At 72.8% G+C, this 12,442-nt stretch carries 12 protein-coding genes; 6 read left to right on the top strand and 6 right to left on the bottom strand.

What is annotated here, in order from left to right; genetic code table 11:
- The 3 genes from ABD385_RS03675 (at position 1) to pssA (ending at position 2,871) form a co-directional block, all read left to right on the top strand.
- Positions 1 to 1,206, top strand: a complete 1,206-nt coding sequence (locus ABD385_RS03675; RefSeq protein ID WP_344573407.1) for an acyl-CoA dehydrogenase family protein — start codon at positions 1 to 3, stop codon at positions 1,204 to 1,206.
- Between the two features lie 170 nt (positions 1,207 to 1,376).
- Positions 1,377 to 2,024 carry a phosphatidylserine decarboxylase gene (locus ABD385_RS03680; RefSeq protein WP_344573408.1) on the top strand — a complete coding sequence of 216 codons (648 nt, stop codon included), beginning with the start codon at positions 1,377 to 1,379 and terminating at the stop codon, positions 2,022 to 2,024.
- Entirely contained in the window at positions 2,011 to 2,871 is an 861-nt protein-coding gene (gene pssA, locus ABD385_RS03685; RefSeq protein WP_016573360.1) for a CDP-diacylglycerol--serine O-phosphatidyltransferase, read from the top strand. The genes ABD385_RS03680 and pssA overlap by 14 nt, the downstream gene beginning before the upstream one ends.
- 195 nt (positions 2,872 to 3,066) lie before the next feature.
- Here the strand turns inward: pssA and ABD385_RS03690 are convergent, their stop codons facing one another.
- On the bottom strand, positions 3,067 to 4,191 hold the full coding sequence (locus ABD385_RS03690) for a glycerate kinase (RefSeq protein WP_344573413.1): 1,125 nt from the start codon (positions 4,189 to 4,191) through the stop codon (positions 3,067 to 3,069).
- A 195-nt stretch (positions 4,192 to 4,386) separates the two neighbouring features.
- Here ABD385_RS03690 and ABD385_RS03695 point away from each other — a divergent pair, with 195 nt between their 5' ends.
- Complete coding sequence (locus ABD385_RS03695) at positions 4,387 to 4,884, top strand: NUDIX domain-containing protein (protein WP_344573414.1); 498 nt, start codon at positions 4,387 to 4,389, stop codon at positions 4,882 to 4,884.
- Positions 4,885 to 5,282: 398 nt separating this feature from the next.
- On the top strand, positions 5,283 to 6,098 hold the full coding sequence (locus ABD385_RS03700; protein WP_344573415.1) for a nucleotidyltransferase domain-containing protein: 816 nt from the start codon (positions 5,283 to 5,285) through the stop codon (positions 6,096 to 6,098).
- A 364-nt stretch (positions 6,099 to 6,462) separates the two neighbouring features.
- Here the strand turns inward: ABD385_RS03700 and ABD385_RS03705 are convergent, their stop codons facing one another.
- Entirely contained in the window at positions 6,463 to 7,098 is a 636-nt protein-coding gene (locus ABD385_RS03705; protein WP_344573416.1) for an NAD(P)-dependent oxidoreductase, read from the bottom strand.
- A 111-nt stretch (positions 7,099 to 7,209) separates the two neighbouring features.
- Between ABD385_RS03705 and ABD385_RS03710 the strand changes: the two genes are divergently transcribed.
- The gene (locus ABD385_RS03710) at positions 7,210 to 7,869 is read left to right on the top strand and encodes a TetR/AcrR family transcriptional regulator (RefSeq protein ID WP_344573417.1); all 660 of its coding nucleotides are present in this window, start codon (positions 7,210 to 7,212) and stop codon (positions 7,867 to 7,869) included.
- Positions 7,870 to 8,052: 183 nt separating this feature from the next.
- Here the strand turns inward: ABD385_RS03710 and ABD385_RS03715 are convergent, their stop codons facing one another.
- From ABD385_RS03715 to ABD385_RS03730, 4 genes are all read right to left on the bottom strand, one after another.
- Positions 8,053 to 8,598 carry a methylated-DNA--[protein]-cysteine S-methyltransferase gene (locus ABD385_RS03715; protein ID WP_344573418.1) on the bottom strand — a complete coding sequence of 182 codons (546 nt, stop codon included), beginning with the start codon at positions 8,596 to 8,598 and terminating at the stop codon, positions 8,053 to 8,055.
- An 8-nt stretch (positions 8,599 to 8,606) separates the two neighbouring features.
- Positions 8,607 to 10,079 carry an AlkA N-terminal domain-containing protein gene (locus ABD385_RS03720; protein ID WP_344573419.1) on the bottom strand — a complete coding sequence of 491 codons (1,473 nt, stop codon included), beginning with the start codon at positions 10,077 to 10,079 and terminating at the stop codon, positions 8,607 to 8,609.
- Between the two features lie 214 nt (positions 10,080 to 10,293).
- The gene (locus ABD385_RS03725; protein ID WP_344573420.1) at positions 10,294 to 10,824 is read right to left on the bottom strand and encodes an O-acetyl-ADP-ribose deacetylase; all 531 of its coding nucleotides are present in this window, start codon (positions 10,822 to 10,824) and stop codon (positions 10,294 to 10,296) included.
- 170 nt (positions 10,825 to 10,994) lie between these two features.
- Complete coding sequence (locus ABD385_RS03730; protein WP_344573421.1) at positions 10,995 to 12,416, bottom strand: phytoene desaturase family protein; 1,422 nt, start codon at positions 12,414 to 12,416, stop codon at positions 10,995 to 10,997.
- Positions 12,417 to 12,442: the final 26 nt, after the last annotated feature.

The following is a 12,442-nucleotide window of genomic DNA, read 5'->3' on the forward strand; positions in this document are numbered from 1 at the left end:
ATGGCACGCCTGGCACGGACCGAGGGTCTGAACGACATCCAGCGGGAAATCCTCTCCACCGTCCGCGAATTCGTGGACAAGGAGATCATTCCGGTCGCCACGGAGCTGGAGCACCGCGACGAGTACCCGACGCAGATCGTCGAGGGACTGAAGGAACTCGGCGTGTTCGGCCTGATGATCCCCGAGGAGTACGACGGCCTCGGCGAGTCGTTGCTCACCTACGCGCTGACGGTCGAGGAGATCGCCCGCGGCTGGATGAGCGTCTCCGGCATCATCAACACCCACTTCATCGTGGCGTACATGCTCAAGCAGCACGGCACGCAGGAGCAGAAGGACCATTTCCTTCCGAAGATGGCGGCGGGTGAGATCCGGGGCGCCTTCTCGATGTCGGAGCCGGCCCTCGGTTCCGACGTGTCGGCCATTTCCTCCAAGGGCGTGCGGGACGGTGCGGACTTCGTCCTCAACGGCCAGAAGATGTGGCTCACCAACGGTGGCTCCTCCACCCTCGTGGCGGTTTTGTGCCGAACGGACGAGGGACATCCGGAAGGCACCGCCCCGCACAAGTCGATGACGACCTTCCTGGTGGAGAAGGAGGCGGGCTTCGGCGAGGTCCGACCGGGCCTGACCATTCCCGGCAAGATCGAGAAAATGGGCTACAAGGGCGTCGACACCACTGAACTGATCATGGACGGGCTCCGCATTCCGGCGGACCGGGTTCTCGGCGGCGAGACCGGACGTGGCTTCTATCACATGATGGACGGCGTCGAGGTGGGCCGGGTCAATGTGGCTGCGCGTGGCTGCGGAGTCGCCCAGCGCGCCTTCGAGCTCGGCGTGTCGTACGCACAGCAGCGACACACCTTCGGCAAGCCGATTGCCCAGCATCAGGCAATTCAGTTCAAACTCGCTGAAATGGCGACAAAGGTGGAGGCCGCGCATGCCATGATGGTTAATGCCGCACGCAAAAAGGACTCGGGGCAACGAAACGACCTTGAGGCGGGCATGGCCAAGTACCTCGCCTCCGAGTACTGCAAGGAGGTGGTCGAGGACTCCTTCCGCATCCACGGCGGCTACGGCTTCTCCAAGGAGTACGAGATCGAGCGCCTCTACCGGGAGGCCCCGATGCTCCTGATCGGCGAGGGTACGGCCGAGATCCAGAAAATGATCATCGGGCGACGGCTACTTGAGGAGTACCGAATCCAGGGCTGAACGTCCCGTTTGGGTCGTTTTCCGCTAGATAAAGATCACACCGTGTCATCGTTCTTCGGCCACGGATTGGCTCTGGCTCTTGGCCAGTTGCCGCTCGCAACCGATAGCATCCCAGGAAAGCCGCCGTCCCCCGTATCCATACGCGGCATCCTCCGCTACGAAGGTCATCCATGCCCCACAGCCAATCCTCTGCACAACGCGGTCGCGTCCGCCTCGCGCGCGGAGCATCGCCGTGGCTCCTCCCGACCGTGGCAACGGCAGCGGTCAGCCTGGCCCGGTCCCGTCGCTCGGGACGCTGGGCCGCCGTCGCCGTGCCCACCACCGCACTCGCGGCGGGCATGCTGTGGTTCTTCCGCGACCCGGAGCGAGAGATCGCGCAGGGGCGCGTCATCTCTCCGGCCGACGGCGTGGTGCAGAGCATCATGCCGTGGAAGGACGGGCGCACCCGCGTCGCGATCTTCATGAGCCCGCTGAACGTCCACGTCAACCGTGCGCCGCTGGCCGGCACGGTGACGTCCGTGGAACACATCCCCGGCGGATTCGTTCCCGCGTTCAACAAGGAGAGCGAGAACAACGAGCGGGTCGTCTGGCACTTCGACACCGAACTCGGCGACATCGAGATGGTGCAGATCGCCGGCGCGGTCGCCCGCCGCATCGTGCCTTACATGCCCCAGGGCACCAAGGTCGAGCAGGGCGAGCGCATCGGACTGATCCGCTTCGGCTCGCGGGTGGACGTCTACCTTCCGGAGGGCATCGAGCCGGCCGTCGAGGTCGGTCAGACCACGACCGCGGGGGTGACTCGCCTTGACCGTGATTGATCCCGAGACCCAGGCGGGCTGGGCGCCGGAGAACGACGGGGACGACGATGACATGCCGCTGTCCACGCGGTTGTCAATAGCGGACACCCTCACGCTCGGCAACGCCATCTGCGGCTTCATGGCCGTGTACTTCACCACCACCGGCGTCCTCATCCCGCACCTGACGGGCACCGAGGACGGCGGGATGGCGCGGCACAGCGCGGCAATGGCCGTGATCCTGATGCTCCTGGCGTCGATCTTCGACCTCTTCGACGGGCTGGTGGCGCGCAAGCTGCGGGCCTCGGCGATGGGGGCCGAACTCGACAACCTGTCGGACCTCATCAGCTTCGGGTTGGCGCCCGCCTACTTCGTCGTGACCTGGGGCATGGTCGCCCAGGACGCGCACCAGAAGGTGTCGGTCGTAGCGGCGGTCGTCGTCCTCCTGGCGGTCGTGCTGCGCCTCGCCCGCTTCTCCTGCGTCACGATCCGTGACGGCATCTTCCAGGGGATGCCGAGCCCGTTCGGCGCCTTGACCGTCGTCGCCATCGTGCTGCTGGAGCTGCCGTTCCTGCCGACCCTGCTGGCGATCATCGGGGTGGCCTGGCTGATGGTGAGCCGGGTCGAGTACCCCAAGCCGCGCGGCCGGCTCGCGGTGGCCATGCTCAGCTGGATCGTGCTCAGCATGGGCATGCTCGCCGCCTGGGCCCTGGACGCCCCCGGCGGCCAGCTGCTCCTCCAGACCGGCTGCTCCCTGCAGATCGTGCTGGGCGCCATGATCCCGGTCTTCGCGACGGCCCGGAGGGTCAACACCTTCCGCGACAACCGCCGCGAGTCGCGTGCCGAGTCGCACGCAGCGCACCAGCCCTGACGGCGGGCCGCCCCGGCGGCACCCACCGAGAACGCCGAGAGGCCCCGAGCGGAACGTTCCGCTCGGGGCCTCTTCGCGTGGCGCGCCCCTCGTACGAGGCGCGGCAGGTGGGGCCTGCCCTAGGAGGCGGGGCCCCGTGCGGTCCCGGGACCCGGGCCTCGTCGGTGGCTGACGAGGCCCGCCGCGGGAGCCGGCTCAGACCAGGAAGTCCCGCGCCAGCAGCTCCGCGGACCGCTCCAGCAGCGGACCCGCCTCGGCCATGCAGCGCGCCGGATCCGACTCCAGGTCCGTCAGGGCGTACGCGCGCTGGATACCGGCCGCGGACAGCGCCTCCTGGGACAGCTGGAGCCGCCCGCAGACCGCGACCACGTCGATGCCCGCCGCCCGCGCCGCCGCGGCCACCCCGGCCGGCGCCTTGCCGTGCAGGGTCTGCTCGTCCAGCGACCCCTCACCGGTGATCACGAACGTGGCCCGGGCCAGCGCCGGCGCGAAGCCCAGCACGTCCAGCATCACGTCGATGCCCGGCCGGAACGCGGCGTCCAGCCCGACCAGCGCGCCGTAGCCGATGCCGCCCGCGGCCCCGGCACCAGGCGCCAGCGCGTGCGCGGCGGCCTTGGCGCCGACGACGCGCTCCAGTACCTCGGCGAAGTGCGCCAGCGCACCGTCCAGGACAGCGACGTCCTCGGGGCTCGCGCCCTTCTGGGGGCCGTAGACCGCCGGCGCGCCCTTGGGGCCGGTCAGCGGATTGTCGACGTCACTGGCGAGCACGATCTCCGTACGGGCCAGCCGCGGGTCGAGCCCCGACAGGTCGGCCGTGGCGAGGTCGCGCAGCCCGCCGCCGCCCGGACCGACCGGCGCCCCGTCGGCGTCCAGGAACCGGGCGCCCAGCGCCGCCAGCATGCCCGCGCCGCCGTCCGTCGTGGCGCTGCCGCCCACCCCGAAGACGATCGAGGTCGCCCCCGCGTCCAGCGCGGCGAGCAGCAGCTCACCGGTGCCGTACGTGGTGGCCGTGAGCGGTGCGAAGACGCCCTTCGGGAGGTGCTGGAGACCGGATGCCTCGGCCATCTCGACCACCGCCGTACCGTCCTCGCGCAGCGCGAAGGTGGCCGTCACCGGCTCGCCGGTGGGCCCGGTGACCCGCGCCTCGTGGCGGGTGAAACCGGCCGCGAGGGCCGCCGCGGTCGTCCCGTCGCCGCCGTCCGCGACCGGCACCGCCGCCACGTCCAGCTCGGGGACCACGCGCCGCAGCCCGGTCGTGACGTGCTCGGCGACCTCGACGGCCGTGAGCGAGCCCTTGAACTTGTCCGCGGCGATCAGCACGTGTGCTGTGTTTGTCCTTGCTGCGTCCGCCACCGTGTTTCCCCTTGCTTTCGAACTGGCAGTCGCGCCGTTGAGACCTTATCCGCCCGACGCCCCGGCGAACAGAGCCGACCAAGATCACCGGCGCGTCCGCACCCCCTCCCACCTCTGGCCCTCGCTTCTCCCGCAAGCCGACCACCCCCTAGGCTCACCGCCGTGACGACCACGGACGACGACTACGCCACCTACATCGCCGGCCTGCCCCGCGTCCTCGCGGGCGCGGCGGCGCTCTTCCGCGACGCCGAGGGCCGCCTCCTGCTCGTGGAGCCCAACTACCGCGACACCTGGGTCCTGCCCGGCGGCACCATCGAGTCGGACACCGGAGAATCGCCCCGCCAGGCCGCCCGCCGCGAAACCGTCGAGGAGATCGGCTTGGACGTGGAACTCGGCCGGCTGCTCGCCGTCGACTGGGTCCGCAGCGCGACGCGGCCACCGCTGGTCTGCTACCTCTTCGACGGCGGGGTGCTGGACGCGGACCAGTTCGCCGCCATCCGGCTCCAGGAGGAGGAACTGCTGTCCTGGCGCCTGGTCCACTGGGACGAGGCCACGACACTGCTGGCCGACGACCTGCGCCTGCGGGTCCGCGGCGCCCTGGACGCCCTGGAACACGGCCACGGCCCCCTGGAACTCGAAGACGGCCTGCCGCCGGCCTGACCTCCCCGGCCTCTCCGGCCTCCCTGGCCTCTCCGCGCGCGGGACGCTCCCACCGGCGGCGTGCGAGCACCGCGGGGCGGTGGCCCGCGCCGTGGTGCTGCCGTACCCACGGGCCCGCCCTGGTCCGCGCGTCCCGGAGGGGGTCGATCCCGACGGCCGGACGGACTTCGGTGCCGGTGCCTGTGCTGGTGCCGGTGCCTGTGCCGGTGTGTGGCAACGCTCGACCAGAGAACCCGATGAAGGGCCGGGACGCCGGAGGAGCGCAGGAGCAGGGCTCGCATCGCGGGAGGAGCGCCGCTCTCAGCACGGGAGGACGGCCTTTCGCCGAGCGCCTCATACCCCGGTGTGAGAACCGTGGGTTGATTCCTGCCACCCGCCCGCCGCCTAGCCTCATTCCCATGAAAGAGATCGCGGCACGCATCGCGCGGGTGCCGGGCGTCATCGGGGTCATGCTCGGGGGCAGCCGCGCACGAGGAACCAACCGCCCCGATTCCGACTGGGATCTGGGGATCTACTACCGAGGGACCCCCGATCTCCCGGCCCTGGAGGCACTGGCCGCCGACGTGACCGGCAGCCCCATCGAGATCCACCCACCGGGCGCCTGGGGCCCCTGGGTGAACGGCGGCGCGTGGCTGGTGCTGCCCGACGGCAGCCACGTGGACTGGATCTTCCGGGACGTCGACCGGGTGCGGCAGGTGTGGGAGGACTGTCGCGCCGGCCGCTACGAAACCGGCATGCAGGCCGGGCACCCGCTCGGCTTCTGGTCCCCCGCCTATCCGGGCGAAGTCGCCCTCGGCCAGGTCCTGGTCGACGACACCGGGGAGCTGACCGGCCTCAAGGACGCGACCCGCACGTACCCGGAACCCCTGCGCGCCGCACTGACCGGTACCGCCGTGTGGGACGCGAGATTCTCGGTGGCGATGGCGGCCAAGTCGTCCGCCGCCACGGACGTCCTGCACGCCTCCCTGTGCCTCTCCCGGGCCATCGGCGCCCTCGTCCAGGCCCTCCACGCCCACCACCGCATCTGGTGCCTCAACGAAAAGGGAGCTCTGGCCACCGTCGCCACCCTCCCCCACACCCCACCGGACTTCGCCACCCGCGCCAGCACCGTCCTCGGCGAACTCGGCCGCACCAAGGCCCAGTTGCACCACTCCCTCACTCTGGCCGAACGCCTGGTGGACGAGGTACGGGAGGTGGTCGCTGCGGAGGGGTGAGGGGGTCGGGAGGGGACGGAAGGGAGACGGGGCGGGGCGAGGGGGACTACACAGGGGGCGAATCTACGGGGAGCGGAAGAAGGTGGGGGCGTCGGTGGGGTGGGGCACCCGTGAGGCGTTCGGATGGGGTCGGATGGGGGGGAGCCGAGGGTCGGAGCCGGGCACAGGGTGGAGGGTTCAGCGACGGCGTTCCGGGGCGGCGGCTTCAGTGTGACGGCGTTCCGGGGCGGGGCGGCGGTACGGCGAGGGGTGGCAGGGAGGGGCGTAGCCGGGAGGGCGTGCACGCCGCGGGGGCCGGGGCGGGGGCGGGGGCGGCGCCCGGGGGTGAGGTGGGGCCTGGCAGTCGGCCGCAGCAGGCGGCAGGTCAGCTGCTGACGCCCACCGCGCGTGCGTACGTGGTGGTGTCGGGGACGAGGTCGAGCATGGCGCGGGCGACGTCGGCGCGGGGGACGGAGCTGCCGGCCGGGCCGGCTTCGACGGCGTGGCGGTAGCGGCCGGTGCCCGGCTTGTCGAGCAGGCGGGGCGGGCGTACGACGGTCCAGTCGAGGTCGGTCCCGCGGAGTACCGCCTCCATGCGTTCGAGGTCGGTGTAGAGCTCCTTGAGGATCGCCCAGAGCAACGGGCTGAAGACGCGGTGGCTGAGGAACGGTTGGCCGGTGCCGGTGCGGTTGAGCGGGCCGGCGCTGACGACGAGGAGGCGGCGCACGCCGGTCGCCGCCATGGCTTCGCTGACCGCGCGGGCCGAGGTGGAGGCGGGCCGCAGTGGATCGTGCCGGCCCACCTGGCCGATGCCGGAGAGGACCGCGTCGGCGCCCTCGACCGCGGGCTTGACGGACGTCGCGTCGAGCGCGTCGGCGCGGACGACCGTCAGGCGCGGGTGACGCTCGGTCAGCTTCGCCGGGCTGCGCAGCGCGGCGGTCACCTCGTGCCCGTCGGCCAGTGCCTGGCTGACGAGGTGTCGGCCGATGCCGCCCGAAGCTCCGACGACGGTGATTCTCATGGCTCCTCCGGTGTTCTGCCCTGGACACCCCCGAGGGAGAACGAGGGTGAGTGAGCGCTCACCCACTAGTGTGAGTGAGTGCTTACTCACCTGTCAATGTAGAGTCGCCCCATGAGCCCTGAAGCCGCCGCCCCGCTGTCCGGAGGCGCTCTGACGCGCTCCCGCATCCTTGATGCCGCCGCCGCGCTGATGACGAGCGTGGGATTGGCGCACACCACGACCAAGCAGCTCGCCAAGGAGGCGGGGTGCTCCGAGGCGGCCCTGTACAAGCACTTCCGGAGCAAGGAAGAGATCTTCGTGCAGGTGCTGCACGAGCGGGTGCCGCAGCTCGCGGACGCGCTGGCGGAGCTGCCGGACCGGGCGGGGGACGAACGCGGTCCGGCCGGGCACCTCACGGAGGTGGTGCTGGCCGCCGTGCGCTTCTACCGGCGGTCGTTCCCGATCGCGGCCTCGCTGTTCGCCAGTCCGGAGCTGCTGGCTACGCACCGGCGCAAGCTCGACGAGCTGGGTTCCGTCGGGCCGCACAACGCGAGCCGGCAGCTGGCGGCGTACCTGGCGGCGGAGCAGGAACTGGGTCGGGTCTCGGCGGCGGTCGATCCGCACGCGGCGGCCAACCTGCTGATCGGGGCCTGCTTCCACCGGGCGTTCCTCGACCTGTTCTTCGACGGGGAGGCGCCGGCCGGTGCGCTGCGGCCGGAGGACGAGGCGGAGTTCGCGGCGGCGACGGTGCGGGCGCTGCTGGGCGGGCTCGCACCGTCGGGCGACGCGTGAGGGTCGGACGCGGGGACGGCAGGGACCGCGCCGTGACCTGATGAGTGCCTTGGAGCGCCCGGGAGTTCCCGGGGGTCAAGGGGCCAGGGGTCCAGGGGGGTTCAGGGAGTTCCCGGGCCGCCGGGGCGGGCGGGGCGGCCCGGCAGTGGTCAGGGCCGTCCGGGGGGGTGGTGCGGTCGGGGGTCAGACGCACGTGTCCGCGGGGAAGAGGCCGTCGGCGGCGCGTTCGAAGGTGAGGAGGCGGCGCTTGCGGTCGAGGCCGCCGCCGTAGCCGGTGAGGCTGCCGTTGGCGCCGACGACGCGGTGGCAGGGGACGATGATGCCGACGGGGTTGCGGCCGTTGGCCAGGCCGACGGCGCGGGAGGCGGCCGGGTTGCCGAGCCGTTCGGCGAGCTGCCCGTAGGAGAGGGTCTCGCCGTACGGGATGGTGCACAGGGCGGCCCAGACGCGGCGTTGGAACGGGGTGCCGTGCAGTGCGAGCGGCAGGTCGAAGGCGGTCAGTTCGCCCCGGAAGTAGGCGCGGAGTTGGGTGATGGTCCGGGCGAAGGGCGGTTCGGTGGGGTCGGCCGGGGAGCCGAAGTTCTCCTCGGGCGGGCGGTGGCGTTGGTCGGTCATGTAGAGACCGGTGAGGGCGTCGCCGTCGGCGACGAGGGTGAGCGGGCCCACGGGGGTGTCGTCGAGGACGGTGTGGGTGACGGGGCCGGTGGGGGCCGTGCTGGGTGCGGGCATGGTGGGGCTCACTTCGCGGGGAGGTGGTTGATGGGGTGGTCGTCGGTCGCCCAGAGGTACTGGACGGCGTAGGCGCGCCAGGGGCGCCAGCGGGCGGAGTGCCGGATCAGGGCGGCGGGGGTGGCGGGCATGCCGAGGCCGGCGGCGGCGCGGCGCAGGCCGAGGTCGGTGGGGGTGAAGGCGTCGGGGTCGCCGAGGGCGCGCATGGCGACGCATTCGACGGTCCAGGGGCCGATGCCGGGGAGTTCGGCGAGGCGGGCGCGGGCCTCGTCCCGGTCGCTGCCGACGTCGAGGTGGAGGGTGCCGGCGGCGAGGGCGGCGACGACGCCGGTGAGGGTGACGCGGCGGGTGCGGGGCATGGCGAGGGTTTCCGGATCGAGTCCGGCGAGCGCGGTGGGGGTCGGGAAGAGGTGGGTGAGGCCGCCGGCGGGGTCGTCGACGGGTTCGCCGTGGGCGCGGACCAGGCGGCCGGCGTGGGTGCGGGCGGCGGCGGTGGAGACCTGCTGTCCGAGGACGGCGCGGACCGCGAACTCGTCGGGGTCGGTGGTGCGCGGCACTCGGCGGCCGGGGGCCTTGTCGACCAGGGGGGCGAGTTGCGGGTCGGTGCGCAGCAGTCCGTCGACGGCTTCGGGGTCGGCGTCGAGGTCGAGTAGCCGGCGGCAGCGGGCGATGGCGCCGGCCAGGTCGCGGAGGTCGGTGAGGGCGAGGCGGCAGTCGATGTGGTCGGGGCGGGGCGCGAGGGCGACGATGCCGTGTCCGTAGGGGAGGTCGAGGGTGCGGCGGTAGGCGCCGTCGCGCCATTCCTCGACGCCGGGGACGGCGGTGGCGGCGAGGTGTCCGAAGAGGTTGTCGGGGTTGAGCGGCTGGCGGAAGGGGAGCCGCAGGGTGAGGGTGCCGGGGGCGGCGGTGCGGGGGCCGGGGCGGGCGCGGCCGCGGAGTTCGGTCGGGGAGAGGGCGAAGACCTCGCGGACGGTTTCGTTGAAGGCGCGGATGCTGGCGAATCCGGCGGCGAAGGCGATCTCGGCCATGGGGAGCGAGGTGGTCTCGATCAGCAGTCGGGCGGTTTGGGCGCGCTGGGCGCGGGCCAGGGCGAGGGGGCCGGCGCCGAGTTCGGCGCGTAGTTGGCGTTCGATCTGGCGGGGGCTGTAGCCGAGGCGGGCGGCGAGGCCGGGGACGCCTTCGCGGTCGACGGTTCCGTCGCCGATCAGGCGCATGGCGCGGGCGACCAGGTCGGCGCGTTCGTCCCACTGCGGGGAGCCGGGGCTGGCGTCCGGGCGGCAGCGTTTGCAGGCACGGAAGCCGGCTTGTTGGGCGGCGGCGGCGCTGGGGTAGAAGCGCATGTTCTCGGGCTTGGGGGGCACTACCGGGCAGCTGGGCCGGCAGTAGATGCCGGTGGTGAGGACCGCGGTGTAGAACCATCCGTCGAAGCGGGCGTCCTTGGATTGCACGGCGCGCAGACAGCGCTCGGTGTCGGTGTGCATGTCCTCCAGGATTCCTCAGCCGGGTGGGATGGGCTGGCGGAAATCCGACATGAACCTCGGCTCATCAGGCTGGACGCCGGTTGCCGGCTCGGGGCGGTTTCTCGGGTGGCCGCCGGGGTCGGGTCGCCTTCGGGGCGGCTCCGGGCGGGCCGCTCCGGGCCGTGCCGCACCGGGACGCGGTGGGCCGCTCCGGGCCGCACCGGCCCGCTGCGGGTCAGTGCTCGGCCAGGGCCGTTTGGTACGCGGCGTGGGAACGGTCGTCGAAGACCACGAAGCGGATCTCGTCGAAGGCCTCTGGGGTGGTGGCGACGGTGGCGCGGACGGTGGCGACGGCGGTGCGGGCGGCGTCGGCGATCGGCCAGCGGTAGACGCCGGTGGAGATGGCGGGGAAGGCGACGGTGCGGGCGCCGAGTTCGGCGGCGGTGCGCAGGGCTTGCGCGTAGCAGGAGGCCAGGAGGTCGCTGCGGTCCTCGGTGGCGGAGTGGACGGGTCCGACGGTGTGGATCACCCAGCGGGCGGGGAGTCGGCCGGCGGTGGTGGCGACGGCCTGGCCGGTGGGCAGGCCACGGCCGTAGCGGCTGGCGCGCAGGGCGCGGCACTCGGCGAGGATCTCCGGGCCGCCGCGGCGGTGGATGGCGCCGTCCACTCCCCCGCCGCCCAGGAGCGAGGAGTTGGCGGCGTTGACCACGGCGTCGACGGTCTGCTGGGTGATGTCGCCCTGGGTGAGGGTGAGACGGGTGTGCATGGTGTTGAGCGTAGGTGGTGCGGTGCTCCGTCTCTGTTCGCCGTCCGCTGTTCGTTGGTGGCCGTTCGTTGGTGGCCGTTCCCCGTCCGCCGTTCGTCGGGAGGCGCGTCGGTGGAGGGCGGGGCCGGCGGGCAGGGCCGGTGGGTGGGGCGGTCGGTGGGCCTCCGGGCCTAGCGGTGGCTGCTGCGGAGGCGGCGCCAGACCGCCTTGGCGGCGTAGTGGCCGGACATGCCGTGGACGCCGGGGCCGGGTGGGGTGGCCTGGGAGCAGAGGAAGACGGCGGGGTGGGCGGTCTCGTAGGGGACGCGGGTGAGCTTGGGGCGGATGAGGAGGCGGAGGCCGGCGGCGGAGCCGGTGGCGGTGTCGCCGCCGACGTAGTTGGCGTTGCGGGCGGCGAGTTGCGGCGGGCCGGCGACGGCGCGGGCGAGGACGAGGTCGCGGAAGCCGGGGGCGAAACGCTCGATCTGGCGCTCGACGACGTCGGTGGCGTCGCCCTGCCAGCCGTTCGGGACGTGGCCGTAGGCCCAGAAGGTGTGCTGGCCGTCGGGCGCGCGGGTGGGGTCGATGAGGCTGGGTTGGGCGGTGATGAGGAAGGGGACGGAGGGGTCGCGGCCGTCGCTGGCGGCGTTGAGGGCGGCGGAGATCTCGCCGCTGGTGGGGCCGATGTGGACGGTGCCGGCGCGGCGGGCTTCCTCGGCGGTCCAGGGGGCGGGGCCGGACAGCGCGTAGTCGATCTTGAAGACGCCGGGGCCGTAGGTGACGTCGCGGTAGGCGTTGCCGAGGCCGGCGATCCGGGCGAGGGCGGTCGGGGAGGTGTCGAAGACGTAGGCGCGGGCCGGCGGGAGGTCGTCCAGGCGCTTGACCTCGAAGTCGGTGTGGACGGCGCCGCCGTGGGCGCGGAGCAGTCCGGCGAGGGCGTCGGAGATGGCCTGGGAGCCGCCGCGGGGCACCGGCCAGCCGTTGGCGTGGGCGGCCAGGGCGAACATCAGGGCCAGGCCGCTGGTGCCGAAGCCGCGGAGCGGGGCGATGGCGTGGGCGGCGAGGCCGGCCAGCAGGGCGCGGGCCTTCTCGTCCTGGAAGCGGCGGTTGAGGAGGGTGACCGGCTGCATGGCGACCAGGCCGAAGCGGGCGTAGGTGACGGGGTCCTGGGGCAGGCCCAGCCACTGGGTGCGGAGGAAGTCGTGGGCCATGGCGTCCCACTTGCCGGTGAAGGGGGCGATGAGCCGGCGGTAGGTGCCGGCGTCGCGGGGGCCGAAGGACATGGCCGTCTCGCCGACGGAGTGCGCGAGGACGGCGGCGGTGCCGTCGGGGAAGGGGTGCGCCATGGGCAGGTCGGGGTGGAGCCATTGCAGGCCGTACCGCTCCAGGGGCATGGCGCGGAAGGCGGGTGAGCCCACGCCCAGTGGGTGCACCGCGGAGCAGGGGTCGTGGCGGAAGCCCGGGAGGGTCAGTTCCTCGGTGCGGGCTCCGCCGCCGATGGTGTCGCGGGCTTCGAAGACCGCTACGGACATGCCGCGGCGGGCGAGTTCGACCGCCGCCGTCAGGCCGTTGGGCCCCGCTCCGATCACGACGGCATCGAGCATCGTCGGCACCTGCGCCACTCCCCTCGTGTCCGACC

The organism is Streptomyces lunalinharesii, assembly GCF_039532155.1.
GTDB classification, from domain to species: Bacteria; Actinomycetota; Actinomycetes; order Streptomycetales; family Streptomycetaceae; genus Streptomyces; species Streptomyces lunalinharesii.